This window comes from Streptomyces aurantiogriseus (assembly GCF_014649375.1).
GTDB lineage: Bacteria > Actinomycetota > Actinomycetes > Streptomycetales > Streptomycetaceae > Streptomyces > Streptomyces aurantiogriseus.
Genome location: NZ_BMSX01000014.1, coordinates 92,596 through 115,616 on the forward strand (window position 1 = coordinate 92,596; position 23,021 = coordinate 115,616).

General features: G+C 73.4%; 27 protein-coding genes and 1 pseudogene. 13 read left to right on the forward strand and 15 right to left on the reverse strand.

Going from position 1 to position 23,021, the window contains the following annotated elements; genetic code table 11:
• Positions 1 to 129: 129 nt before the first annotated feature.
• On the forward strand, positions 130 to 510 hold the full coding sequence (locus IE263_RS27540) for an anti-sigma factor antagonist (RefSeq protein ID WP_229911193.1): 381 nt from the start codon (positions 130 to 132) through the stop codon (positions 508 to 510).
• A gap of 90 nt (positions 511 to 600) precedes the next feature.
• Here IE263_RS27540 and IE263_RS27545 read toward each other — a convergent pair whose 3' ends face one another.
• Together IE263_RS27545 and IE263_RS27550 are read right to left on the reverse strand one after the other, a co-directional pair.
• Complete coding sequence (locus IE263_RS27545) at positions 601 to 1,554, reverse strand: ribose-phosphate diphosphokinase (RefSeq protein WP_189940501.1); 954 nt, start codon at positions 1,552 to 1,554, stop codon at positions 601 to 603.
• A gap of 87 nt (positions 1,555 to 1,641) precedes the next feature.
• Positions 1,642 to 1,992: an alpha/beta fold hydrolase gene (locus tag IE263_RS27550; protein WP_189940502.1), complete on the reverse strand. Its 351-nt coding sequence runs from the start codon at positions 1,990 to 1,992 to the stop codon at positions 1,642 to 1,644.
• Positions 1,993 to 2,011: 19 nt separating this feature from the next.
• Between IE263_RS27550 and IE263_RS27555 the strand changes: the two are divergent.
• Together IE263_RS27555 and IE263_RS27560 are read left to right on the forward strand one after the other, a co-directional pair.
• Positions 2,012 to 2,191: pseudogene (locus IE263_RS27555) on the forward strand (response regulator transcription factor); the annotation flags it as partial.
• Positions 2,192 to 2,288: 97 nt separating this feature from the next.
• Positions 2,289 to 2,951, forward strand: a complete 663-nt coding sequence (locus IE263_RS27560; RefSeq protein ID WP_189940504.1) for a DUF4230 domain-containing protein — start codon at positions 2,289 to 2,291, stop codon at positions 2,949 to 2,951.
• A gap of 13 nt (positions 2,952 to 2,964) precedes the next feature.
• Here IE263_RS27560 and IE263_RS27565 read toward each other — a convergent pair whose 3' ends face one another.
• Genes IE263_RS27565 through IE263_RS27590 form a run of 6 tightly spaced genes read right to left on the reverse strand, consistent with a single transcriptional unit; the run spans position 2,965 to position 6,702 of the window.
• Positions 2,965 to 4,725 (reverse strand): complex I subunit 5 family protein, encoded by a 1,761-nt coding sequence (locus IE263_RS27565; RefSeq protein WP_189940505.1) that lies wholly within the window; start codon positions 4,723 to 4,725, stop codon positions 2,965 to 2,967.
• Positions 4,725 to 5,075 carry a sodium:proton antiporter gene (locus IE263_RS27570; RefSeq protein ID WP_189940672.1) on the reverse strand — a complete coding sequence of 117 codons (351 nt, stop codon included), beginning with the start codon at positions 5,073 to 5,075 and terminating at the stop codon, positions 4,725 to 4,727. Before IE263_RS27570 ends, IE263_RS27565 begins: the two co-directional genes overlap by 1 nt.
• Positions 5,076 to 5,080: 5 nt before the next feature.
• On the reverse strand, positions 5,081 to 5,821 hold the full coding sequence (locus tag IE263_RS27575; protein WP_189940506.1) for an MnhB domain-containing protein: 741 nt from the start codon (positions 5,819 to 5,821) through the stop codon (positions 5,081 to 5,083).
• Positions 5,818 to 6,078 (reverse strand): Na(+)/H(+) antiporter subunit B, encoded by a 261-nt coding sequence (locus IE263_RS27580; protein WP_189940507.1) that lies wholly within the window; start codon positions 6,076 to 6,078, stop codon positions 5,818 to 5,820. The genes IE263_RS27575 and IE263_RS27580 overlap by 4 nt, the downstream gene beginning before the upstream one ends.
• Positions 6,071 to 6,523, reverse strand: a complete 453-nt coding sequence (locus IE263_RS27585) for an MrpF/PhaF family protein (RefSeq protein ID WP_189940508.1) — start codon at positions 6,521 to 6,523, stop codon at positions 6,071 to 6,073. Before IE263_RS27585 ends, IE263_RS27580 begins: the two co-directional genes overlap by 8 nt.
• On the reverse strand, positions 6,520 to 6,702 hold the full coding sequence (locus IE263_RS27590; RefSeq protein ID WP_189940509.1) for a hypothetical protein: 183 nt from the start codon (positions 6,700 to 6,702) through the stop codon (positions 6,520 to 6,522). The genes IE263_RS27585 and IE263_RS27590 overlap by 4 nt, the downstream gene beginning before the upstream one ends.
• A gap of 221 nt (positions 6,703 to 6,923) precedes the next feature.
• Here IE263_RS27590 and IE263_RS27595 point away from each other — a divergent pair, with 221 nt between their 5' ends.
• The gene (locus tag IE263_RS27595; protein WP_189940510.1) at positions 6,924 to 7,547 is read left to right on the forward strand and encodes a VanZ family protein; all 624 of its coding nucleotides are present in this window, start codon (positions 6,924 to 6,926) and stop codon (positions 7,545 to 7,547) included.
• A gap of 132 nt (positions 7,548 to 7,679) precedes the next feature.
• On the opposite strand, the gene IE263_RS27600 is transcribed toward IE263_RS27595, so the two are convergent.
• On the reverse strand, positions 7,680 to 7,916 hold the full coding sequence (locus tag IE263_RS27600) for a hypothetical protein (protein WP_189940511.1): 237 nt from the start codon (positions 7,914 to 7,916) through the stop codon (positions 7,680 to 7,682).
• Between the two features lie 531 nt (positions 7,917 to 8,447).
• Between IE263_RS27600 and IE263_RS27605 the strand changes: the two genes are divergently transcribed.
• Entirely contained in the window at positions 8,448 to 9,875 is a 1,428-nt protein-coding gene (locus IE263_RS27605) for an MFS transporter (protein WP_189940512.1), read from the forward strand.
• Positions 9,876 to 10,030: 155 nt separating this feature from the next.
• Here IE263_RS27605 and IE263_RS27610 read toward each other — a convergent pair whose 3' ends face one another.
• Positions 10,031 to 10,840, reverse strand: a complete 810-nt coding sequence (locus IE263_RS27610) for an SDR family oxidoreductase (protein ID WP_189940513.1) — start codon at positions 10,838 to 10,840, stop codon at positions 10,031 to 10,033.
• Positions 10,841 to 10,970: 130 nt separating this feature from the next.
• Between IE263_RS27610 and IE263_RS27615 the strand changes: the two genes are divergently transcribed.
• From IE263_RS27615 to IE263_RS27630, 4 genes are all read left to right on the forward strand, one after another.
• A complete protein-coding gene (locus IE263_RS27615) occupies positions 10,971 to 12,008 on the forward strand; it encodes a PHP domain-containing protein (RefSeq protein WP_189940514.1) in 1,038 nt (345 codons plus the stop codon).
• Between the two features lie 83 nt (positions 12,009 to 12,091).
• Entirely contained in the window at positions 12,092 to 12,748 is a 657-nt protein-coding gene (locus IE263_RS27620) for an HAD family hydrolase (protein WP_189940515.1), read from the forward strand.
• Positions 12,745 to 13,944, forward strand: a complete 1,200-nt coding sequence (locus IE263_RS27625) for an FUSC family protein (RefSeq protein ID WP_189940516.1) — start codon at positions 12,745 to 12,747, stop codon at positions 13,942 to 13,944. The genes IE263_RS27620 and IE263_RS27625 overlap by 4 nt, the downstream gene beginning before the upstream one ends.
• 284 nt (positions 13,945 to 14,228) lie before the next feature.
• The gene (locus tag IE263_RS27630) at positions 14,229 to 15,257 is read left to right on the forward strand and encodes an SDR family oxidoreductase (RefSeq protein WP_189940517.1); all 1,029 of its coding nucleotides are present in this window, start codon (positions 14,229 to 14,231) and stop codon (positions 15,255 to 15,257) included.
• A gap of 29 nt (positions 15,258 to 15,286) precedes the next feature.
• Here the strand turns inward: IE263_RS27630 and IE263_RS27635 are convergent, their stop codons facing one another.
• The 5 genes from IE263_RS27635 to IE263_RS27655 all read right to left on the reverse strand — a co-directional run bounded on the left by IE263_RS27635 (position 15,287) and on the right by IE263_RS27655 (position 19,088).
• A complete protein-coding gene (locus tag IE263_RS27635) occupies positions 15,287 to 16,195 on the reverse strand; it encodes a hypothetical protein (RefSeq protein WP_189940518.1) in 909 nt (302 codons plus the stop codon).
• 62 nt (positions 16,196 to 16,257) lie between these two features.
• The gene (locus IE263_RS27640) at positions 16,258 to 16,488 is read right to left on the reverse strand and encodes a hypothetical protein (RefSeq protein WP_189940519.1); all 231 of its coding nucleotides are present in this window, start codon (positions 16,486 to 16,488) and stop codon (positions 16,258 to 16,260) included.
• A 73-nt stretch (positions 16,489 to 16,561) separates the two neighbouring features.
• Positions 16,562 to 17,845: an ROK family transcriptional regulator gene (locus tag IE263_RS27645; protein WP_189940520.1), complete on the reverse strand. Its 1,284-nt coding sequence runs from the start codon at positions 17,843 to 17,845 to the stop codon at positions 16,562 to 16,564.
• 103 nt (positions 17,846 to 17,948) lie between these two features.
• Entirely contained in the window at positions 17,949 to 18,923 is a 975-nt protein-coding gene (locus IE263_RS27650) for a phosphotransferase family protein (RefSeq protein ID WP_189940521.1), read from the reverse strand.
• Positions 18,924 to 18,947: 24 nt separating this feature from the next.
• Positions 18,948 to 19,088, reverse strand: a complete 141-nt coding sequence (locus IE263_RS27655; protein WP_189940522.1) for a hypothetical protein — start codon at positions 19,086 to 19,088, stop codon at positions 18,948 to 18,950.
• Between the two features lie 12 nt (positions 19,089 to 19,100).
• Between IE263_RS27655 and IE263_RS27660 the strand changes: the two genes are divergently transcribed.
• From IE263_RS27660 to IE263_RS27675, 4 genes are all read left to right on the forward strand, one after another.
• Positions 19,101 to 19,697, forward strand: a complete 597-nt coding sequence (locus IE263_RS27660; RefSeq protein ID WP_189940523.1) for an HD domain-containing protein — start codon at positions 19,101 to 19,103, stop codon at positions 19,695 to 19,697.
• Between the two features lie 147 nt (positions 19,698 to 19,844).
• Positions 19,845 to 20,339 carry an FBP domain-containing protein gene (locus IE263_RS27665; protein WP_189940524.1) on the forward strand — a complete coding sequence of 165 codons (495 nt, stop codon included), beginning with the start codon at positions 19,845 to 19,847 and terminating at the stop codon, positions 20,337 to 20,339.
• Positions 20,340 to 20,576: 237 nt separating this feature from the next.
• Positions 20,577 to 21,830: an FUSC family protein gene (locus IE263_RS27670; protein ID WP_189940525.1), complete on the forward strand. Its 1,254-nt coding sequence runs from the start codon at positions 20,577 to 20,579 to the stop codon at positions 21,828 to 21,830.
• A 46-nt stretch (positions 21,831 to 21,876) separates the two neighbouring features.
• Positions 21,877 to 22,932, forward strand: a complete 1,056-nt coding sequence (locus tag IE263_RS27675) for a GyrI-like domain-containing protein (protein WP_189940526.1) — start codon at positions 21,877 to 21,879, stop codon at positions 22,930 to 22,932.
• Positions 22,933 to 23,021: the final 89 nt, after the last annotated feature.

Genomic DNA, 23,021 nt, shown 5'->3' on the forward strand with positions numbered 1-23,021 from the left:
GACATATGTCAACCGAACATGCTGGAATTCACCCCATCGGGGGTAACTTGCTGGGGCGGGGAACTGCTGTGCGCTCCCCCGCCGTTGGAGGCTCCCGACCGGTGGAGCTGTGTGGGAGGCGATGTCGTCGTGCAGCAGGAACCCGCCGCGGGCACCCCGCATCTGCGTGTCCGTCAGGACCGTGGATACACGGTGCTGGAGTTCCGCGGCGAGATCGACATCGTTGCCGCGACGGAGATCGCCCCGCGCCTCGACGAGGCCACGGCGGGTCGCGCCCCGCGGGTCGTGATCGACCTCAGCGGGATCGACTTCTTCGACTGCTCCGGGCTGCGCCTGCTCTACCGCGCCCGCGGTCGCGTCCTGGAGCACGGCGGGCATCTGCACCTCGTCTGCGCCCACCCGCTGACCCTGCGCATCCTGCGCGCCACCGGACTGTCCCGGCTGTTGCCGCCCGCGCCGACGCTGGACGCGGCCCTGGAGAAACCCGAGGCCACATCCGGCTCGTTATGACCGCGCCCCGCGCGCTGCCTGACGATCTCCGTGACGGGCCGGCGCCCACCGTCCGCCGCCCTCACGCATGGCGAACCTTCTCCTTCCCGTCTAGGCGTTCCGGGGCGCGTCGAACAGGGCGCTCACGGACTCACCGTTGTGGATCCGGCGTACGGCCTCGGCGAGGGCGGGGGCGACGGTCAGGATCCGCAGCTTGTCGGTGTGGTCCTCGACGGGCACGGGCACCGTGTTGGTGCACACGATCTCCAGCACGTCGTCCTGCTCGCTGAGCCGTTTGAGGGCACCGGCCGAGAACAGACCGTGCGTGCAGGCCACCCTGATCGACCTCGGGGCCAACTGCCTTAGCCGGTCGAGGAGTTCGAGGACGGTGCTGCCCTTGGCGATCTCGTCGTCGAGGACGATCAGGTCCCGGTCGGTGACCTCGCCGATCACGGAGCTGATGCTGACCCGGTCGTCGGCGTACCGCTGCTTGGCGCCGGCCGCGACCTGAGCGCCGAGCATCCGGGCGAAGGCGGCGGCCTCCTTGGCGTTGCCGAGGTCGGGTGAGACGACGGTGGTGCGGGAGAGGTCGTGGTGGCGGAAGTGGGCGGCCAGTTCGCGGCGGGCGTGCAGATGGTCGACGGGGACCGAGAAGAAGCCGTGCACCTGCGGCGAGTGCAGGGTCATGGCGAGGACACGGTGCACACCGGCCGCCGCGATCAGGTCGGCGACCAGACGTCCGCCCAGCGAGATACGGGGCGCGTCCTTCTTGTCGGAGCGGGCGTAGGAGTAGTGGGGCATGACGACGGTGATGCGGCCCGCGGACGCCCCGCGGGCCGCGTCGCACATCAGCAGCAGCTCGACGAGGTGCTCCTGCACGGGCCGCACCAGCGGCTGCACCAGGAAGACGTCGCGTTCCCGGCAGTTGGCCTGGAGCTGGACCTCCAGGCAGTCGTTGGCGAACCGGCTGACCCGGGTGGGGCTGAGGGGGACGCCGAGGTGGGCGCAGACCTCGGCGGCCAGGTCGGGGTGGGCACTGCCGCTGAACACGGAGATGTCTCGCACGATCGGCTCCTCGGATGACGATGGTCCGGCGGGCTCACTCCTGCTCTGGATCCCTCATGCTGGCGGATCTCTCCCGCCCCGTCACCCTCACGAGTCCAGGAAGCGGACGACCGCCCGCCGGTACACCCCGCGCTGCTCGGCGTCGACGAGGTGGCCCGCGCCGGCGACGGTCAGCAGCGTGGCGTCCCGGAGAACCTCGTCGTACTCGCGGGCGATGCCGGGGTTCTTGTGGTCGCAGACGCCGCGGACGACCAGCACCGGCACATGGGCGCGGCGCAGGACGGGGCGCGGGTCGGGGACGGTGAGCTGGTCGGCGGTGGTGAGCTGGATGGCGTAGAAGCCGGGCAGAGAGGCCGGGAGGCCGCTCAGGGGGCGCTCGGGGTGGAAGGTCGCCGCAGGGGCCGCGGACGGCCGGGAGGCGCGGCCGGCGGCCTCCACGGCGCCGGACGTGCACGCCGTGCTGCTCCTGCTCGGCCGTGGTCTGTCGAACGCGGAGATCGCCGGGCGGCTGCACATCGGCGAGGCGACCGTGAAGACGCACGTCGGACGGGTCCTGGACAAGCTGGGTCTGCGCGACCGGGTGCACGCCGTCGTCTTCGCCTTCGACCGTGGGCTGGTGCGGCCGGTCGGACGGTGACCCGCTGTACCACGGGCGCACTGTCACAGGTCCTCGACAAGCCGGTCTGCCAAGGAGTTTGGCGGGAATCCGGTCAGTAGGAAGGAGGACCGTCGACATGACGACTTCCATCAAGCGCCTCCCCAGGCGCATGCCCGGCTGGGCCAAGGTGCTCACCGCCGTCGTGGTCGTGCTCGTCGTGATGTTCGCCGGGATCCGGCTCAGCCTGCTGCCGGGTCTGCGCGACTTCTTCGGCACCGAGACCCGCGACCGCTCGGGCCCCGCACTGCTCAAGTCGATCCAGGACATGAGCCGTTACGACGCCGCCTCCGGCAACTTCCAGGTCGTCGTGGACCTGGAGAAGGACGCCAAGTACCTCCCCGACGCGCTCCGCGGCACCCGCACCCTGTACGTGGGGGCCGGCACCGTGGACGCCTACGTCGACCTCGGCAAGGTCGGCGACAAGGACGTGACGGTCAACGACGACCGCACGTCGGCCACCCTCAAGCTGCCCCACGCACAGCTCGGCACCCCGGCCCTCGACCCGGACCGCTCCTACGCGGTCTCCAAGCAGCGCGGACTCCTCGACCGCCTTGGCGACCTCTTCTCGGACAACCCCAACAGCGAGCAGGCCGTGCAGAAGCTCGCCGTGCGGCACATCGGCGACGCGGCCAAGGACAGCGAGCTGACCGCGCGTGCCGAGTCCAACACCACCGACATGCTCCAGGGACTGCTGCGCTCCCTCGGCTTCAAGGAGGTGCGGGTGACCTACGGCGCCTGATGCCCGCACCTGGTCAGGCGCCCAGCACGCCCGGCAGGGCCAGCGCGCCCAGCAGGGCCGTGCCGACCAGCAGCCAGGCCACGTAGTCCCCGACGTGCCCGGACTGCAGGCGGCGCAGCGGCAGGGCCCGGTCGGGGGCGGCGAGCAGTCGCGGACGGGTGACCGCGACGGCCGCCAGCCCGACGGCCGCGAGGGTCGAGGCCAGGCCCAGCAGGGCTCCGGTCCAGGTCCAGTGGACGGAGGTGAGCGCGCCTCCCGACCCGGCCTCGTGCACGGCGTGCGCGACGACGTGGGCGAGGCCGGGGGCCACGCCGGCGGCGACCGACGCCGCCAGCAGCAGCGCGGGGACGACCGTCATGGTGTCGGGGACGCGGGTCAGCCGGCCCCGCGTCTCCGGCCGGTCGCCGGCGCCGGTCGTCTCGTCCCCCTCGTGTTCCTCGGGGAGGGGGCCGAGGCCGAGGAAGACACGGGCGGTGACCCGCAGCACCGCACCGGCCGTCACCGCCGAGACGGCGACGTACACCACGGTGAGGGCGTGGCCCACGGCATGCTCCGTGACGGACTTGCCGAGCGCCGTACCGAACGGCGGCAGGCCCGCGAGCCCGAGCGCCCCGGCGGTGAACATCGCGGCCACACCCTTCAGCCGCCGTGCCCTGCCGTGCAGGGCGTGTTCGTCGACGCTGCCGTAGCGGTCGAGGAGGATGCCCGTGCAGGCGAACAGGGCGGCCTTCACGCCCGCGTGCCCGAGGACGTACAGGGCGACGCCGTCGTCGGCCTCGGGCTTCAGGACGCCGATGCCGATGAGGAACAGTCCGGTGTGGGCGATCGTCGAGTAGGCCAGCAGGCGTTTGATGTGCCGCTGGTACCAGCACATGACCGCGCCGAGCACCGCCGTCAGCGCGCCCAGCACCACCAGCGCGCGCTCCAGATCGGCGGCCGGGATGCCGCCGGGCCCGGCGAACACGGTCCCGTACACGCGCCACACGCCGTACACGCCGAGCTCGACCATGACGCCGGACAGCAGCATGCACACGGGGGTGGGCGCCACGGCGTGGGCGTCCGGCAGCCAGAAGTGGAACGGCACGACGGCCGCCTTGACGAGCAGGCCGGTCAGGACGAGGACGAAGGCGGCGAGGACCAGCGCGTCGGGCCCGCCGTGCGCGTCCAGGCCGCGCCCGATCTGTGACATGGCCAGTTCACCGGTACGCCCGTACAGCAGCCCGATGCCCATCAACATCGCGTAGGCGCCGAGCGAGTTGACGACGGCGAAGGCCAAGGCGCCCTGGACGGCCTTGGGTTCGTCGATGCGGTAGCCGGTGAGCGCGTAGGCGACGACGCTCATCACCTCGAAGAACACGAACGCGTTGAACAGGTCCCCGGCGATCGCGAAGCCGCACATGCCCGCCTGGAAGACCAGCATCAGCGCCGGGAAGGACCCCGCGTGGCGGCGCGGCGGCTCGTCGAAGTAGTGCCAGGAGTACACCAGTGCCGCCAGCGTGAGCAGGGAGGCGAGCGCGGCCATGCCGAGGCCCGGGCCGTCGCCGACCACGACGATGCCGACGCTCCGGCCGTTCACCGGTGTCCAGGCGCCGGCCCACTCGATCCGGGGCGGCGAGGAGTTCAGCAGCAGGACGAGGGCGAGCGCGGCCGTGCCGGCGGAGACGGCGCAGCCGATCGTCTCGGCGGCCACCCGGGGCAGTCGGCGGCCGCCCGCGACCAGCAGGGCGGCCCCGAGCAGCGGCCCGGCGACCAGCAGCGGCAGCAGGTGGCCCATCAGCCGCGCAGCTCGGAGAGTTCGTCGGGGTCGACCGTGCCGTGCCGCTTGGAGATCTGCACGACGAGCGCGAGCAGCAGCGCGGTGACGGTGGCGCCGACGACGACGTCGGTGAGGGCGAGGGCCTGCACGACGGGGTCGACGACCGGCCGGGAGCCGGGTTCCACGTCCGAGAAGACGGGCGCGGTGGCACCGTCGCGGTAGCCGACGGCCAGCAGCAGCACGTAGGTGGCGGACTGGCAGACGGCGAGGCAGCCGACGGCGTGGATCAGGTTGCGGCTGGTGGCGAGGCCGTAACAGCCGGCCAGGAAGATCCAGACGGCGACCAGGTACGGCAGGACGCCCATCATGGCGCTCACAGCGATCTCACTTCCTCGATCTCCACGGCCTGGTCCAGGAAGCGGGCGAGCAGCACGACGACCGCGCAGGCGACCTCCATGCCGATCGCCGCGTTCAGCAGCGGGACCGTGCCACCGGAGGACAGCGTGTTGAACGTGCCGTACGGCAGCAGGGTGTTGGCGAGGAAGGCGGTGCCGGCGAGGACTCCGGCGCATCCGGTGACGACGTAGGCGGAGGCGGACAGGGCGTCGCCGACCTCGTACACGCCGATGGGCCGGACGCGTTCCAGGGCGCGGTAGTCGGCGCCGACGTAGAGCAGGTGCAGGGAGGTCGCGGCGACGACCCCGCCCTGGAAGCCGCCGCCGGGGCTGAGCTGGCCGTGCGCGATCACATAGAGACCGGTGAGCAGGGCGACGGGCAGGACGAGCAGGGTGTAGCGGCGTACGGGCCGGTCCACGTGGGCGGGTTCGGGGCGGGCGCGGTGTTCGTCGCGGGTCTGGCGCAGCAGGACCACGCAGCCGAGGACCGCCGCGAACAGGATGCTCATCTCGCCGAGGGTGTCGAAGGCGCGCTGGTCGAAGTTGACGGAGGCGACGGTGTTGGCGGTGCGCCGGGCGAGGGAGGCGTCCACCGCGCGGTCGCCGTACGGGTGCCGGTCGCCGCCGAAGCCGGGCAGGTCCAGGCAGGCGGCGACGAGCAGCGCGGCGAGGCCGGAGCCGGCGGCGCACACGAGCCACAGCCGCAGACGCGGGCTCATCTCCCACCGTCCCTGTCCTGGGCCCGTCGCCGCACCTTGCGGACCGTCAGCAGCAGCAGGAGCGGGGTGAGCGCGGAGCCCACCGCCAGTTGCGACAGGCCGACGTCGGGGGCCTGGAGGACGGTGAAGAGCACGGCGAGGACGATGCCGAGGACGGCCAGGACCAGGGCCTGGCGCACCGGGTCGCGGGTGACGACGGCCACCGTGGCCGAGACGGCGACCAGCAGCAGCGCGACGGCGATCAGCGCGTCAGCCACGGCGCACCCCGCGGAACCCGCCGGCCAGCGCCCGTGAGGCGACGACGTTGCCGCCGATCAGCAGAGCACCCGTCAGCAGCAGCTTCACCGTGGCCCGGCCCGGCGCCGTGGCCGCGCACAGGGCGAGGACGACACCGGCCCCGACGCCCGCGGCCGCCCATGTGGCGCCCCAGGCGCGCGGCGGGTCCCCGGCGAGTTCGTCGGCGAGCAGACGGGCGAAGACGAGGGTGCCGACCGGGCCCAGCAGCGCGAGGACGAGGGCGAGGTCGACGTAGGAGGGGCGGTCGTAGCCCTGGGAGAGCAGGAGCAGGATGGGGCAGGCGAGGGCCGAGGAGAGGTTCTGGGCCACGACGCGGCGGCGCAGCGGGCCGGTGGCGACGCCCCACAGGGTCGCCCCCACTCCCCCGGCCAGGACGACGGCCGCCGCGAGCAGCCAGCCGTTCACCGGCCGGTCACCGCCCGCCGCGCCGCCCGGGCGGCGAGTGCGGCGAGAGCCGCGGTCCCGGCGCCCACCACGAGTTCGAGGACGTCGACGGTGCTGACGAGGACCAGCCAGAGGAGGGCGAGCGCGGTCCACCAGGCCAGGTACTCGCCCAGCACCGGAAGCGCCGTACGCGGTCTCATGCGCCGCCTCCCGGGGTCGTCCGTGATCACTGGTCACCGGCATCCAAACACCGCCCCCTGCCCTGCGGAGAGCGGCACGCGCGGCTCACAGCGCGGAGTGCCCCGAGCGCAGGAACGGAAACCCGGCGTGTGCCGGGGACAGCGGTGCCGCCGACCGCATCCTCCGGCCGTTCGCGGGTAACCGCCTTACTACGCAGGGAAGTTGAAGACTGGAGGACCGCATGGCCCGTGCAGCCTTGCGTCCGCGCGCCGTCCAGCGCGCGCTGACCGCGTTTCGCCTGCGCACCACCAAGCCCCGAGGGCCGGCTCCGACCGAGCCCGCCGAGGGGGCGAAGGACAAGAGAGCCCGAGACAGGAAGGACAAGGAGCCGAAGCGGCCCGAGCGCGGGCCGGTGCCGTTCCCGCTGCGCCTGCTGGCGATGCTGTTCGCCTTCGCGTTCATGGTGGCGTTCGCCGTGGTGCTCGCCCGCGTCACCCTGGCGCCGTCCCCCGCCTCGGAGGCGCTGGTGCACTCCAACCTGCGGCCCGGCCGCTCGCTGCGGGCCTATCTGGACCAGCCCGAACTGCGCGACGCGGTGAAGCAGATCGGCGGAAACCTACTGCTGGGCGTGCCGTTCGGCATCCTGGTGCCGGTCCTCGCGCCGAAGACGCGCGGACCGCTGCGGGTGCTGCTGCTGACGGCGTCCGTGATGCTGCTGGTGGAGTTCGCGCAGGGCGCGCTGGTGACCGGGCGCGCCTTCGACATCGACGACGTCATCCTCAACACGGCGGGCGCGCTGATCGGTTACCTGCTCGTCGGCCGGCGGATGAGCCGGGCGATCCACGCACGCGAGCGGCGCGCGTGACCCCGGCGGACGGCGGGGGCGCTGGGATCCAGGGCCTGTCCGGCGGATCATGCCGCAGACGCGGGGCTTGGCACGCCCATCCGCGTTGATGAGTCACCGCCGGTTCCTGCGACCTGATCCGCCGGACAGGCCCTAACGCGGTGTCCAGGTGTACCGGTCACCGCCCACCCAGCGCACCACGTCCGGGTCGTCGAGGTCGTGGACCGTGATGCCGAACGCGGCGGCTGTCTGGAGGACGTCGGTGACGGCCCTCGCCTCACCGACCACCTCGCCGTCTATTTCCACGATGCGGAACGGCGATGCGCCGGGCTGTACCCCGAGCACCGTGATCCGCGGGTGGGAGATGTAGGGGCTCGCGATTTCGGTCATGTCATAGAGCGTAGAGCGGAACCGGCGGGTAGGAATCTCCCCGTTTGCCCCTTGGGGAAGATCGAGTTCCGTCCATCGACGCGCCTTGGGGAGATCCAGCTCCGACCTGGTCGCCCACCGACACCCGGGCGATCTTGGTTCCACCCTTGGCCGGAAGGCGTGACCGCCTTCCCACCGTGAGGCAGAGAGCCGGCGGTGCCGACGGCAGGGGGCGCCGCTCCCCGGGTCGGCATCCGGTCGATGGCGCCACCGCGATCTCAGCCGAGCATGCAGGTGACCGCTGCGCGGCGGATGCTCGGTGAACCGGCCGGCGACGCCGGCCGCCACACCAGGGGAACACGCGGGCCCGTCACACCGACGGCGCATTCGACAGCGGTCGCAGCCCCGACTGGCCCGAGTTCCGTGGGAGAAGCGCCGATCTCGCACACGAGCCAGTCGAGCCGAGTGAGCAGCCCGGCTCCCGCAACGCCGAACACATATCCCTTATTGTCGCTTTTGATGTGATCTCGCGGACGGGATGGAGTTGGGGCCGTGGCGTTCGCGGAGTCGGCCGGTAGCGGTGAGTCGCTGCCCTCTCCCGAGTGCGCCCCGGAGTCCGAGCGGCGGTCCTGGGCACCGCTGCTGGCGGTGTGCGCCGGGTATTTCATGGTGATCCTGGATGTGACGGTCATCAACGTCGCCGTGCCGGTGATCGGCCGGGAACTGTCGGCCTCGCTCACCGGCATCCAGTGGATCACCGACGGGTACACCCTGGTCTTCGCCGGGTTCCTGCTGACCGGTGGCGCGCTGGGCGACCGGCTGGGCAACCGTCGGGTCTTCTGCTCGGGCGTGGTGGTGTTCACCGTGTCCTCGGCCGCGTGCGCGCTCGCGCCGAGCGCCCCCTTCCTCGTTGTGGCCCGGCTGGTGGAGGGGCTCGGCGCGGCGCTGATCGTGCCCGGTTCCCTGGCCCTGCTCCAGCAGGCCTACCCGGCGCCGACCGCACGCTCGCGGGCCTTCGGGCTGTGGGGTTCGATGGCCGGCATCGCGGCCTCTGCCGGCCCGCTGCTGGGCGGGCTGCTCGTCTCCACGGTGGGTTGGCGCTGGGTGTTCCTCATCAACCTGCCCGTCGGTGTGGCCTGCCTGGTGCTGACGCTGCGGTATGTGGCCCGCTCGCCCCGGCGCGCCGACCGGGCCCTGGACTGGCCGGCGCAGTGCGCGGTCGTGGCGGCGGTGGCGCTGCTCACCGCGGCGCTCAACGAGGCCGGACGGCGGGGCTGGTCCGATCCGGCTGTTCTCGCCGGGGTGGGCCTGGCCGTGTCGGCCACCGCGGCCTTCGCGATGCGCGAGCGGCTGGCCCGGTCTCCCGTCCTTCCGCTGAGCCTGCTGCGCTCCCGCGCGATGAGCGGTGGAGCCGTCATCGGCCTGCTGTTCAACTTCGGCTTCTACGGCATGGTGTTCACCGCCAGCCTGGAATTCCAGCACCAGCGCGGCTACAGCGCCCTCGGCACCGGGCTGGCGCTGTTCCCGGCGGTGGCGATGACCATGTTCGCCTCCGTCCTGTCCGGGCGGCTGACCCGCCGCACCGGCGATCGTCCGCTGGTGGTCTCCGGCATGCTCCTGGCCGCCCTGGGGCTGGCCGGCTGGGCCGCGGCGGGAGCCGACCCCGCCTACCCGCTGCTGGTGGCCCCGATGATGGCCGCGGGGTTCGGCACCTCCTTCGCCCTCACCGGATCGACCGCCACCGTGATGGGTGCCGCACCCCCGGCGTACTCAGGGGCCGCCTCCGCCCTGTTCAACACCACCCGCCAGATCGGCAGCGCCACCGGCGTGGCGCTCGGCGGCAGCCTGCTCGCCACAGCCACCGACTTCACCACCGGGCTGCGCACCAGCATGGCCATCGGCGCGCTCGCCTATGTGACCGCCGCAGGCCTCGCGTGGCTGTGCGTGCCGGCGAAGTCCGAAGGACACAGGGCGTCCTGAGGCCGTCGGGCAGGAGGCGTGACCATCCGTTCTCCGCACGGGCCACCGTCGACCGTCTCACCTTCAACGGCACCATCGGGCGGGCGCGACGGCACCCCGGGTGCTGCGCGAGCTGGACCGTGCCGGGATCTCGAGACGTTCTCCGTGGGACGGCCTCAGGGGCGGCGCCAGTCGTCGCTGGTGAGGTGGGAGCCGGCCTGCGGGCCCATCCGCAGCATGCCGCCGTCGACGCTCCAGGAGGCGCCGGTGACGTACGAGGCTTCGGGGCCGGCGAGGAAGGCGATGACGGCGGCGACCTCGCGGGCGTCACCGGGCCGGCCCAGCGGGACGCCGGGGCGGTCGACGGTGTGCACGTCGGTGTTCTCCTGCCCGGTCATGGGTGTGGCGATCTCGCCGGGCGCCACCGCGTTGACGGTGATGCCGAACTCGGCGAGTTCGAGGGCCATCACCTGGGTGAGCAGGCCGAGGCCGCCCTTGGCCGCGCAGTACGGGGCGGCGCCGACGCGCGGCTGGTGCTCGTGGACGGAGGTGACGTTGACGATCCGCCCGCCGTCGCCCTGCTGGATCATGTGCCGGGCCGCCTTCTGCCCGCACAGGAACGGGCCGACGAGGTCGACGTCGAGCACTCGGCGCACGTCCTCCAGTTCCAGGTCGAGGAACGGCGTCATGGTGCCCGTACCGGCGTTGTTGACCAGCACGTCGAGACGGCCGAGCCGGTCGCACAGCTCGTCGACGGTGCCGGCGGCGGTGGGCAGCCGGGTCAGGTCCAGCTGCGCGACGGCGGCCCGCCGGCCGTGCGAGCGGACCTCCTCGGCGGTCTCCTCGGCGCCCTTGAGGTCGCTGTGCCAGGTGATCCCGATGTCCATCCCGGCCTCGGCGAGGCGTACGGCGGTGGCACGGCCGATGCCGGAGTCGGCGCCGGTGATCACGGCCACCTTGGGGCGGGGTGCGGTGGGGGCGGACATCACTGACCTCCTCGTGGACGGCGAGGGTGGGTGGGACGTCGCAGTACCCGGGTGCGTACGGGGCAAACCGCCGGCCGTCCCGTTGTGCGGGCCGGGCGCGGCTGGGGAACCCTGGAGCCAGGAGGTGGCGATGGATCCCGTCGAGGCCCTGGACCGGATCGCCTTCCTGCTGGAGCGGTCCCTGGCGCCGACGTACCGTGTCCGCGCCTTCCGCACGGCGGCCCGGGTGCTGGGGCGGCTGCCGGCCGGGGAGGTGGCCGAGCGGGCGGACGCCGGAACGCTGGAGTCGCTCCGGGGTGTCGGCCCGAAGACCGCCCAGGTGGTGCGCGAGGCGCTTGCCGGGCGGGTCCCGGCCTACCTGGAGAAGCTGGAGGGCGAGGTCGGCAGGCCGCTGACGGACGGCGGCGCGCGGCTGCGGGCGCTGCTGCGCGGCGACTGCCATGTGCACTCCGACTGGTCGGACGGCGGCAGCCCCATCGAGGAGATGGGCCGGGCGGCGGCCGCGCTGGGGCACGAGTGGACGGCGCTCACCGACCACTCGCCACGGCTGACGGTGGCCCGCGGGCTGTCTCCGGAGCGGCTGCGCCGGCAGGTGGAGGTGGTCGAGGAGCTGAACCGGACCTGGGCCCCGTTCCGGCTGCTGACCGGCATCGAGTGCGACATCCTCGAGGACGGCTCCCTCGACCAGGAGCCGGAGCTGCTGGAGCGGCTCGACGTGGTCGTGGTGTCCGTGCACTCCAAGCTGCGCATGGACGCCCGCGCGATGACCCGCCGCATGGTGAACGCCGTCCGTGATCCGCACGCCGACGTGCTCGGCCACTGCACCGGGCGGCTGGTGACGGGGCGGGGGCGGCCGGAGTCGCAGTTCGACGCGGACGAGGTGTTCGCGGCGTGCGCCGAGGCGGGCACGGCCGTGGAGATCAACAGCCGGCCCGAGCGGCTCGACCCGCCGCGGCGGCTGCTGCGCCGGGCCGTCGAGGCGGGCGTGCTGTTCTCCGTCGACACCGACGCCCACGCGCCCGGCCAGCTGGACTGGCAGGTCCTCGGCTGCGAGCGGGCCGAGGAGTGCGGGGTGCCCGCGGAGCGGGTGGTGACCACCTGGCCGGTGGAGGACCTGCTGGGTTGGACGCGGGAGGGCAGGGTGCCGGCGGGCGTGGCGGGCGCCTGACGTGGTACTCGGGGCGCCGCCCCGCCAGGACGCCCACGATGAAGGCGCCTCCCGCTCGGGCGCCCGCGAGAGAAAGGACCCGGATGGAACGCGCCGCTGTCTTCGACGTCGACGGCACCCTCGTCGACACCAACCATCTGCATGTCGTGACGTGGTGGGAAGCCCTGCGGCAGGCGGGCCACCGGGTGCCGATGCACGCCGTGCACCGGGCGATCGGCCTCGGCTCCACCGACCTCGTCGCCCACCTCCTGGGCGAGGACCGCGACCAGGACGAGGACGCCGAGCTGAGCGCCGCCCACAAGGCCCTGTACGGGCAGTACTTCGACCGGCTGCCCCCACTGCGGGACGCCGGCCCCCTGCTGGAACGGCTGCACGGCGACGGCTGGACCGTCGTCCTCGCCACCTCGGCGAGCGGGGCGGAACTGTCGGCGCTGCGGCGCGCCCTCGACGCCGACGAGGCGATCACCGCCACGGCCAGCGCGGACGACGTCGAGCAGGGCAAGCCCGCGCCGGAGCCCGTCCAGCACGCCCTGGAGCTGGTCGGGGTGCCCGCCGAGCGGGCCGTGTTCGTGGGTGACACCGTCTGGGACATGCGGGCGGGCCGCCGGGCCGGGGTGCGCTGCGTGGGCGTGCTGTGCGGTGGCATCCCGCGCGCCGACCTGGAGGCGGCGGGCGCACAGGCGATCTACGCCGACCCGGCCGACCTGCTGGCGTCCCTGGAGGACAGCCCGCTGGCATGAGCAACCGGGTCGGGACACAGGCGGCGGACGGAGCGGGGGCTCGCTGGGCGGGGGCCGTACGGCGGGAGGCGGGGGCCGTGGGCCGGGCCGCTCGGGCGGCCCGGGACGGGCCCGGGCGCGAGCGGGACCTGGTCGTGCAGGCCCTCAAGGCGGCGCTGTCCGCGGTGCTCGCCTGGTTCGTGGCGAGCGACTGGCTGGGCGACCCGATGGCCCTGATGGCGCCCTGGGTGGCTCTGGTGCTGGTGCAGGCCACGGTGTACGGCTCGCTGCGGCAGGCCGCCCAGCAGTGGACGGCGATCTGCGCGGGCACGCTGCTCGCCTCGGCGGCGCAGGCACTCACCGGGAACACCCTGGGCGCGCTCGCGCTGTCCGTGCCGTTGCTGATGCTGCTGGCGCAGTGGCCCCGCTTCGGCGACCAGGGCGTCTACGCGGCGACCACGGCGGTGTTCACGCTGGCCTCGGGCGCGGTGTCGGTGCCGGCGGTGGGGCATCGGGTGGGGCAGGCGGCGCTCGGTGCGGTGATCGGGGTGGCCGTCAACGCGCTCGTGCTGCCGCCGGTGCATCTGCGGGACGTGCGGGAGAACCTGGGCGCGCTGGCGCGGGAGGCGGCCGAGGTGCTGCACGCGGTCGCCGCCGGGCTGCGGGACGGCGAGTGGGACGCGGCGACGGCCGGCGACTGGTCGCGCGGGGCGGCCCGGCTGGAACGGCGCCGGGAGGGACTGCGTTCGGCACGGGGCTGGAGCCGGGAGAGCCTGCGTCTGACCACCGGACCGCTGCGCGCCCTGCACCGGGTGCCGCTCGACGTACCGCCGGAGTCGGAGGACGCCCGCTGGGGCCGTGTCACGGACCATGTCACCGCTCTCACCCGCACCCTCGCGGTCGCGGCCGACGACACCCGCGCCCCGGCCCCGCCGGAGGCGGCGGCCCTGCGGGTCTACGCCCGGCTGCTGGACCTGATCGGGGACGCGTGCGAGGCCGAGGCCGAGCGTTTCCGGGGCGCGGGCGCCGTCGGGTATCCGGACGCCGAGGCCGAGACGGAGACGGAGGAGCTGCGGACCCGGCTGCAGGGCAGTCTGCGCGTCCATGCCGGGCAGGGCGCGGCGCGCACCGCGGTCCTCGGCACGCTGCTGCTCCAGGCGGAGAACCTCTGGGTCGAGGCCGTTCCCGGCACGCGACAGCGGGAGCGGGCCGAGTGACACGGATCACCGTGGAGGGGCGCCAGGAACGGGAACACCGGCAGGTGGTTCCCCGTTGAACGAGCCGTGGGTGCGGATGGGACAGTGTCCCCGGGCCTCACCTTTTGCCCACAGGGACGATCGTTCGGCTGAAGCCCTGTGGAGCCTTTCGCCGAGAGGCGACCGCCATCCGCGCCCACCACCTGACTGCCCCGACCGTGATTCCCCCGTCCGGTCGGGGCTTTCTCCTGTTCGGCACCGGGGTACTCGGGTCGCTCCAGCCGCAGCGGCGAGAGGAGTCGGTGGTGAGCAGCGAGTCGGGCAGAAAGGTCGTGGTCACGGGGGCGACCGGCAATGTCGGCACGAGTGTGGTGCGGCTCCTCGCGGAGGATCCGGAGATCGGGTCCGTGGTGGGGCTGGCCCGGCGGACCCCGGAGTGGGCGCCGCCCAAGACCGAGTGGTCGGCGGTCGACCTCGCGTCGGAGCAGGCCGACCTGGACGGGCTGTTCGAGGGCGCGGACGCCGTGGTGCATCTGGCGTGGGCGTTCCAGCCGACGCACGATCCGGCGGTGACGTGGCGGACGAACGTGCTGGGCAGCATGCGGGTCTTCGAGGCGGTGGCCGCCGCGGAGGTGCCCGTCCTGGTGCACGCCTCGTCGGTGGGCGCGTACTCGCCGGGGCCGAAGGACCGCCCCGTGGACGAGTCGTGGCCGACGCACGGGTGGCCGGACGCCGCGTACTGCCGGGAGAAGGCCTATCTGGAACGGGCCCTGGACACCTTCGAACGTGACCGGCCGGGCGTGCGGGTGGTGCGGATGCGGCCGGCGTTCCTGTTCAAGCGGGAGTCGGCGAGCGAGCAGCGCCGCATCTTCGGCGGGCGCTTCCTGCCGGGCCAGGTCGTCCGCCCGGAGCTGCTGCCCTTCCTGCCGGACATCCCGGGGCTGCGCGTACAGACGCTGCACACCGACGACGCGGCGGAGGCGTACCGGCTCGCCGTGCGCACGGATGTGCGCGGGGCGTTCAACCTGGCCGCCGAACCGCCGGTCGACGCCGAACTGCTGGGCGAGATGTTCGACGCCCGCCCGGTCCGTATGCCCCGTACGGCGGCCCGTTCGGCCATCGCCGCCGCGTGGAACCTGCGCCTGCTGCCCGCCTCCCCCCACCTCTTCGACGCGGTCCTGCGCCTGCCCCTGATGGACTGCACGCGCGCGCGTGTCGAACTGGGCTGGCGCCCGGAGCGTACGGCGACGGAGGTGCTGGAGGAGTTCCTGCGCGGCATGCGCGCCGGAGAGGGGGCGCCGACGGAGCCGATGCGGGGGCGGAAGGTCGGCTGAGACCCGCGCTCACCACCTGTCGCCCGCGCTCACCAGCTGTCGATCGTCCGTACGACGCGGTCCGCGACGGCGTCGGACACGGCCGCCTGCAGCCAGCCGAGCCAGAACGAGCCGGGCCGCTGGGACCAGTGGTGCACGGCGTCCTCCCGCAGTTCGGCGCGTGCCTGCTCGGGGCTCACCCGGGGCGGCAGGAACCGGCCGGGCGCCGCCCGGGCGTGCTGCTGCCAGCGGTCCTGCCAGCACTCCACCGTCCAGCCGGGCCACCGCGCGGCCATCTCGTCCGCCTCCGCCACCGCGCTGAGCAGCCACCAGCCGACCCGGCGGCGCACGGGGTCGATGTGCAGGCCCGCCTCGGCGGCGACGGTGCAGTGTCCGTGGTCGGGGGCGTCCGCCAGTCGGTCGAGGAAGGCCGGGCCCTCGACGACGGGATGGTCGTTGATGGCGGCCAGCAGGTGACAGCGGTCGTCGCCGATCGTGACGACGGTGACGAGCGGGTCGCGTTCCAGAAGTTCCTCGTCGTCGGGTTCGAGCACCGGCGCCGGATACACCTTGCGGTCGCTTTCGCGCACCGCTTCCGGGTCCAGGCCGAGGTGGCGGCGCAGGTCGGCCGGTCCGTCGTAGGTCCAGCGCAGTTCCCAGCCGGGCCAGGCCCGGGCGATGCGCTCCCAGGTGACGGCCCGGTGCCGGAACTGCGTGACCGGGCCCTCGCTCGCGAAGAACAACAGGATCCGGCGGCGGAGATCGAACAGAGCCGCCGCCTCGCACTGCGAGTCGCCGCGCCAGCACCCCTCCACACGGGACCGGGCGCGGACGGCCGGCAGGACGACGTCCGGGCCTGCCAGCAGGTCGAGGTCGATGCCGACCGCTCCGAAACGCGCCTCGTACACCTCGTGCGTGCCGTCCTCGGGCACGACGGCGAACACCGCCCAGTCAGCCATGCGGCAGATGATCGCAGCCGGCCCGTCGGTGCCGCCTGCCCTTTTCGGGTGCCCTTTTCGGGTCAGGCGGACGGCTCGTCCGGCACCGGCTGGTCGGGGTTGACGCCGGCCGCGTGCGGGGCGCCCTGCCGGCCGGTGCCCGCCTCGTCGGTGTCGGGAACGTTCTCGCCTTCCGGCTGGTCGGGGTCGTCGACGTCCCAGGGGTCCTCGCCCGCGTCGGCCTGCTGGTCCGGCAGGTCGCGCGGGACCGGCGTGCCGTTCTCGCCGGGGCCCTCGTCGCGGTGGTCGGCCACGGCGTGCTCCCTTCGCGGTCGTGCTGCACTCGGTGCGGGACACGCGAGTACCTCTGCCGCCACCTGCGAAACCTCAGCGCGGGGCGCGTTCCTCCAGCGCCGTGCGCCAGTCGGGCTCGGGGCCGCCGGCCAGGGGTTCGGGGCGTCGGCCGCCCCGGGAGAAGAAGTCGGCGAGCGGCAGGATCGCGGCGCCGACGGTGACCGCGTCGGGGCCGAGCCGGCCCAGCTCGACGGTGACCTTCCCGGCCGGGTGGCGCAGCGCGTACGCGGTGGAGTGGCGGCGTACGGCGGGCAGGAGGCGGGGGCCGAGCTGGAGTCCGGCCCAGCCGCCGATGAGGATGCGCTCGGGCTGGAAGAGATTGATCAGGTCGGAGAGGCCGGCGCCCAGGTACTCGGCGGTCTCCTCCAGGACGGCGAGGGCGACGGGGTCGGGCGCGCTGCCGTCGGGCGGGTGGGCGGCGGCCAGCATCGCCGTCAGCGCGGTCTCCTCGTCGGCGCCCCGGGGAGGCTCGCCGCCCTCCTCACGCCAGCGGTCGACGAGCGCCCCGGCGCCCGCATACGCCTCCAGGCAGCCGAGCGCGCCGCAGCGGCAGCGGCGCCCGCGCACCCGTACGGTCAGATGCCCCCACTCGACGGCCCGCCCGTGCTCCGCCTCGGGGGTGACGAGGCTGGCGCCGACGCCCGAGCCGAAGAGGACGACGACGGCGTTGTGGGCGCCGCGGCCGCCCCCGAACCACATCTCGGCCTGGCCGAGGGTCTTGGCGCCGTTGTCGATGTAGTACGGGACGGCGTCGGGCAGAGGGGAGCGCTCGCGGAGCAGTTGCTCCAGGGGGACGGCGTCCCAGCCGATCGTCTGGCCGTGGACGACGGCCCCGCGGCCGGGGGTGCGCTCGACGATGCCGGGAACGCCGATGCCGACGCCGAGGAGCCGGTCGGCTGCGAGGTCCGCGGCGGCGAGCACCTCGGCGATCCCGTCGCGGATGTGGCCGACGATGCCCTCGACCTCGTACCGGCTCTGCTCCAACGGCCGCTCCACGCGGGCCAGTTCGGTCATCGTCAGATCGAACAGCTCGACGCGCACCCGGGTCTCGCCGACGTCCACGCCGATCATGTGGCCGCTGCCGGGGGCGACCCGTAGCAGGATGCGGGGGCGGCCGCCGTCGGAGTCGACGCTGCCGGCCTCCTCCACCAGTCCGTCGGCGACCAGGTCGGCGACGACATTGCTGACCGAGCCGGAGCTCAGGCCGGTGACCGGGCCGAGTTCGAAGCGGCTGAGGGGGCCGTCGAAGTAGAGCCGTCGCAGCACGGCCGTGCGGTTGGCCCGCCTGAGATCGCGTACCGTACGCCCGCCCGCCATGCGGCTCCCTCCGAACCCCTGTCCGAGCTGCAACATACCGCCGTGGGCGGGCCCGGGCGCGCTGTGCCTCCACCCCTTGGTTTACGAGGTGAGCCAAGTTAGTTCACGATGTGAGCCAAGCGTCTCCCGCGTCCTCGATCTCGCGCAGCGCGGTGAGCAGTTCGGGGGCGACCGTCTCCTGGAGCCAGCGGTTGCGCCCCTCGTCGAACGCGCGCGGAACCGTCTCGGTGAGCATGATCAGGTAGAGGTAGGCGCGGTAGAGGGCGAGACGCAGACGGGCCGGGGCGTCGAAGTCGGCCCGGCCGCCCGCCTCCCGGTAGCCGGCCAGGAACGCCTCGTCCTGGCGGATGTCGCCCAGCAGCGCCAGGGAGACGAAGTCGGCCAGCGGGTCGCCCCAGAACATGCGCTCGCCGTCGATGAGTCCGCCGATCCGGGCCTCCCCCGCGGTGCGGTCCACCAGCACGTTGCCCGGCCACAGGTCGAAGTGGACGAGACGCGGGACACCGATCTCGTCGAGGGCGTGGTACGCGGTCCGGGCGACGGCGGCCACCTCGTCGGCGGGGCGGGGCAGCCGGGCCCGGTAGTCGCAGGCGTCGTCGAGGACGGCGTCGAACATCGCGGTGAACGCGGTGCGCCAGTCGGCGGCGAGCGGGCCGAGGGCGCCGGACGGGTAGCCGAAGCCGGGCCCGGTCACGCCGTGCAGGCGGGCGACCTGGCGGCCCAGCTCCGTGCGCAGGTCCGCCTGTTCGGTGGCGGAAAGCGAGCCGTCCCAGGGGTCGCCCGCGCACAGGGTCATCAGCAGCTGCTGTCCGTCGAGGACCACGACACGCGGCGCCGGTACGCCGACCTCGGCCGCCGCACGGTAGAACTCCGCCTCGGAGACGAGCAGTCGGTTCTCGTGGCGCAGGCCGGGTGCCGTGGGCGCGGCCTTGAGCACGTAGCGGCTGCCGTCGGTGAGGCGGAGTTCCTCGACGGTGTTGTAGGTGCCGCCGTCGAGGGGGCGCAGGTGCGCGAGGCGGTCGGGGGGTATGCCCGCCGCTCCGAGGATGTGCCGGGCCCGTTCCCAGGAGTCCGTCACCGTACGCCCACCCCTTCCCGTCGGTCAGCCCGCGGCGTACACGTCCTCGACGTCACCCCCGGCTGCGATCAGCTCGCCGAACCACGCCCCGGCCGTCGTGTCCTCGGCTCCGGCGTCCGGTCCCGGTACAGCGTACGGAACACCTTCCGCACGCGTACGGGTCATTACGCTGACCCGATGGCCACCTCCCCGAACCTGCTGTCGATCGCCCTGGACGAGACGCCGGATCCCCCGTTGCGGCCCCTGCCCGTGCCCGTCGCCGAGTTGCTGGGGGAACTCGGCGCGCCGCCCCGGCTCGTGGCCCACCTCCGTGCCGTGCACGATGTCGCCGTGCAGCTCGTCGACTGGGTCGGGCGGCGCTGCCCGGGACTGGAGATGGACCGGGAGGCGGTGGTGTTCGGCGCCGCCACCCATGACGTCGGCAAAACCGTGCACATCGCCGAGCTGTCCGGCCCCGGCGCCCGGCACGAGGAGGCCGGGCGGGATCTGCTGCTGGCCCACGGGGTGCCGCCCGGCCTGGCGCGCTTCGCCGCGACCCACGCCTCCTGGGACAAGGGCGTCGGCATCGAGGACCTGCTGGTGAGCCTGGCCGACAAGGTCTGGAAGAACAAGCGGGTACCCGGCCTGGAGGACCTGGTGGTGGCGGAGCTGTCACGCGCGGGTGGGCGTCCGGCGTGGGAGGAGTTCATGGAGCTGGACGAGCTCCTCACCCGCGTCGGCGAGGACGCGGACCGCAGGCTGGCCTGGCAGGCGGCCCATCCCGTGCGGGCGTGAGGAGGTTGGTTCGGGTGGACGCGGGTCGGCCTCATGGAAATTCACTGGCTCCCGCTCACTGCAGCTTCCTACGCTAGGCATGAACCTAGTACCCCTAGGTAAAGCGAATTCAGACCAACAGCCGGGCCACGCCCCAGGAGTCCCTCCATGAAGCCACTCACCGAGCACGACATCCGCTCCTCTTTCATCAACTGCTCCAAGGGGGAGGCCAAACGTCTGACGGTCCCGCGTGACCTGGACCAACTCCCCTGGGACGACCTGGACTTCCTGGGCTGGCGCGATCCGGGCGCCCCCGACCGCAGCTACCTGGTCACCGACCGGGAGGGCCGTCTCACCGGTGTGACCCTCCGCTTCCCGTCCTCGCAGCGCGGCTTCCTGCACCGCAGCATGTGCTCGCTGTGCCTGACCACGCATCCCGGCGGCGGTGTCTCGCTGATGACGGCCCGCAAAGCGGGCGCGGCGGGCCGCGAGGGCAACTCCGTGGGTCTCTACATGTGTACGGACCTGGCCTGTTCCCTCTACGTCCGGGGCAAGAAGACCCCGGAGGCGGGAGGCCGTTTCGAGGAGAGCCTCACGCTGGAGGAGCAGATCGCCCGGACGACGGGCAATCTGTCCGCCTTCCTCGACAAGCTCCACGCCTGAGGTCGGTCGCCGCGGGCGAGGCGGTGGCCGAAAACGTGGCGGACGTCACGGACAGGAGGGCCGACAGGGGCAGGACGACGGCTGTGCGAAAACCGGTCGGATGCCGTTTCATGGTCCGAGGCTCCCGCCGGAGCATGCGGGCCCACGATCCGGCAGGCCACCGCCACGTCGTGGGGAACCCCACCCGGTGGCGGAAGAAACGTTCGGGGCCCCCGAGGAACGGGAACTGGCCAAGGCATGGCAGACGTACGTGAGCGTGCCGCGCCGCTCGTGCGGTTCGTGCAGCGGCACCGGGAACCCGTGGTCGTCCAGACCGTGCGGTCCGCCGCCGCGGCGACGATCGCGTATGTCATCGCGCTGCGCCTGAGTCCCGAGGCCGCTCCGCTCACCGCGCCGCTGACCGCGCTGCTGGTCGTCCAGGTCACCCTGTACGCGACGCTCACCAACGGTGTGCGGCGGGTCAACTCGGTGGTGGCCGGGGTGCTGGTCGCCATCGCGTTCAGTCTGCTGGTGGGGCTGACCTGGTGGAGTCTCGCGCTGCTGATCGTGGCGTCGCTGGTGGTCGGGCGTCTGGTGCGGGTCGACGAGTACGTGCCCGAGGTGGCGATCAGCGCCATGCTGGTGCTGGGCGTGACCACGGTCGGGGACACGGCCTGGGCGCGGGTGCTGGAAACCCTGATCGGGGCCGCGGTCGGGCTCGGCATCAACCTGCTGCTGCCGCCTCCGGTGTGGGTGGAGGAGGCCGGCGAGTCGATCGAGGGACTGGCCCGGCGGGTGCGGCAGCTGATGCTGCGCCTCGGGGAGCAGGCCGCCGGACGTGTCGTGGTCGAGCAGGCGGCCGCCCGGCTGCACGAGGCGCGCCGGCTGGACCACGACATCGTGGGGGTGGACGCGGCGCTGCGGCAGGCCGAGGACAGCCTGCGGCTCAATCCCCGGGTGCGGGAGGGCCTGCTGCACCGCGTGGTGCTGCGCACCGGCCTGGACACGCTGGAGATCTGCACGGTCGTCCTGCGGGTGCTGGCCCGTACCCTCACCGATCTCACCAAGGAGCGCGAGCCCCATCCCCTGTTCGAGGCCGAGATCGGCGAGGTGGTGGAGCGGCTGCTGTCGGAGATCGCCGACGCCGTGGTCAGCTTCGCGGTGCTGGTCACCACCCAGGTCAGCCTCAACGCGGACGCCGCCGAGGCCCGGCTCTCCGCGGAGCTGCGGCAGGCCGCCGCCACCCGCGACAAGCTGGCCCAGGTGCTGCTGGAGCGGCTCCAGCACGACGCCCGCCAGTGGCAGCTGCACGGCGCGGTGCTCACCGAGGTCAACCGCATCCTCGACGAGCTCGACACGGAGCACCGCTCCCGCCGGCTCCTGGAGGAACTGGACCGTGTGTCGGGGGAACAGCGCGCACGGATGCCGCGTCTGACCCGGCTGCGCGAACGCCTGGGCGTTCAGGAGGAGCTGTGGCGGAACCGTACGGGCATCGGCGGGCGTTTCCGCTGAGGAAGCGCCGGTACGGGGCCGGCACGGGGCGCGAGGGAGCGGGCCGATGGCCGACACCGCCGTACGGATCGACGGGGACACACTGAGGCTGCCCGGGGGTGTGGCCGTACGGTTCATGCGGACCCTCCGCCTGCCGGAGAGCGGGACGCACGAGCTGCCACCCGGCCTCGGGACGTTTCCGGTCCGCCGGGTCCGCGACCACCCCGACACGGCGCCCGCCGAGTGGCTCGCGCGCGGGGGCGTGATGCTGCCCCTGTATCTGCGCGAGGCCATGTGGCTCAGCTTCTCGGGCACGACCCGGCCCGCGGCGCTCCAGGTCGGCGTGGGCAAGGTGTGCGCCGTCTCGGGCAAGCCCTGGAGCGACCGGCTCCGCCGGGACCCGCAGAACTACGTCGTGCTGCCCCGTCAGCCCTGGCTGGACGGCATCAATTCCGGCAAGGGCACGGTGCGCCAGTTCGTGGCGGTGCCGCTGGGACTGGGGGCGACGGTGGAGGGTCAGGTGACCGGCGAGGAGGTGTGGGGCGGGGTCCAGCTGCAGTCGTTCACGCTGAGTCCGGAGAAGCTCGCCGAGCTGCGGGAGGCGGAGCGGCAGCGGGCGGAGCGGATGCGCGTACGGAGCCCGCTGCCACCGCCGTCCGGTGGATACGGCGGCCTGCCCACTCCCGGCGCTCCCGCGATGCCCGCCGCGGCCGCCGCTCCCGGCAGCGCGCCCCGGGCCGCCGCCGCGCTGGGCCTGGGCGTCGGCGGGTCGATGCGGCAGGAGGTCTACCGGGACGACCGCCCGCTGACGGACTGGGCGCCCGAGCCCGCCGGCCGGGTCTTCGTGCACCTGGTGACGCCCCCGGACTGGCGGCGCATCACCGGCGAGGCACCCCCGCCGTCCCCGGTCGACCGCGCCGCCTACACCCGCGCGGGGCTGCCCTGGTTCGAGTACTACGACCAGGACGCCCACGATCTCGCCCCGAGCGACACGCTCGGCGAGGTGAAGCCGGTCGGCGACTGGCTCGGCGACGACCTCGACCCCTGGCAGGCGCCCGGCCCCCACCAGGTCAAGCAGCTGAAGGACGCGCCGGGGAAGCCGGTGGAGGACGGCGACTGGTAGACCGCGATTTTGCGTTCGGCGGTCCCCGCAGCCAGGGTGGAGTGTCACGGCAGTGGCGTACGACGACCTGAGGTGCGGGCATGGGCAGT

Bases quoted from the DNA above. Each gene is read 5' to 3' on its own strand.
- IE263_RS27655 (WP_189940522.1), bottom strand. From the start codon at position 19,088: ATGACCCGTACGCGTGCGGAAGGTGTTCCGTACGCTGTACCGGGACCG.
- IE263_RS27620 (WP_189940515.1), top strand. From the start codon at position 12,092: ATGGAACGCGCCGCTGTCTTCGACGTCGACGGCACCCTCGTCGACACC.
- IE263_RS27635 (WP_189940518.1), bottom strand. From the start codon at position 16,195: ATGGCTGACTGGGCGGTGTTCGCCGTCGTGCCCGAGGACGGCACGCAC.
- IE263_RS27595 (WP_189940510.1), top strand. From the start codon at position 6,924: ATGGCCCGTGCAGCCTTGCGTCCGCGCGCCGTCCAGCGCGCGCTGACC.
- IE263_RS27645 (WP_189940520.1), bottom strand. From the start codon at position 17,845: ATGGCGGGCGGGCGTACGGTACGCGATCTCAGGCGGGCCAACCGCACG.
- IE263_RS27660 (WP_189940523.1), top strand. From the start codon at position 19,101: ATGGCCACCTCCCCGAACCTGCTGTCGATCGCCCTGGACGAGACGCCG.
- IE263_RS27625 (WP_189940516.1), top strand. From the start codon at position 12,745: ATGAGCAACCGGGTCGGGACACAGGCGGCGGACGGAGCGGGGGCTCGC.
- IE263_RS27615 (WP_189940514.1), top strand. From the start codon at position 10,971: ATGGATCCCGTCGAGGCCCTGGACCGGATCGCCTTCCTGCTGGAGCGG.
- IE263_RS27665 (WP_189940524.1), top strand. From the start codon at position 19,845: ATGAAGCCACTCACCGAGCACGACATCCGCTCCTCTTTCATCAACTGC.
- IE263_RS27570 (WP_189940672.1), bottom strand. From the start codon at position 5,075: ATGATGGGCGTCCTGCCGTACCTGGTCGCCGTCTGGATCTTCCTGGCC.
- IE263_RS27565 (WP_189940505.1), bottom strand. From the start codon at position 4,725: ATGGGCCACCTGCTGCCGCTGCTGGTCGCCGGGCCGCTGCTCGGGGCC.
- IE263_RS27575 (WP_189940506.1), bottom strand. From the start codon at position 5,821: ATGAGCCCGCGTCTGCGGCTGTGGCTCGTGTGCGCCGCCGGCTCCGGC.
- IE263_RS27560 (WP_189940504.1), top strand. From the start codon at position 2,289: ATGACGACTTCCATCAAGCGCCTCCCCAGGCGCATGCCCGGCTGGGCC.
- IE263_RS27675 (WP_189940526.1), top strand. From the start codon at position 21,877: ATGGCCGACACCGCCGTACGGATCGACGGGGACACACTGAGGCTGCCC.
- IE263_RS27610 (WP_189940513.1), bottom strand. From the start codon at position 10,840: ATGTCCGCCCCCACCGCACCCCGCCCCAAGGTGGCCGTGATCACCGGC.
- IE263_RS27670 (WP_189940525.1), top strand. From the start codon at position 20,577: ATGGCAGACGTACGTGAGCGTGCCGCGCCGCTCGTGCGGTTCGTGCAG.
- IE263_RS27590 (WP_189940509.1), bottom strand. From the start codon at position 6,702: ATGAGACCGCGTACGGCGCTTCCGGTGCTGGGCGAGTACCTGGCCTGG.
- IE263_RS27600 (WP_189940511.1), bottom strand. From the start codon at position 7,916: ATGACCGAAATCGCGAGCCCCTACATCTCCCACCCGCGGATCACGGTG.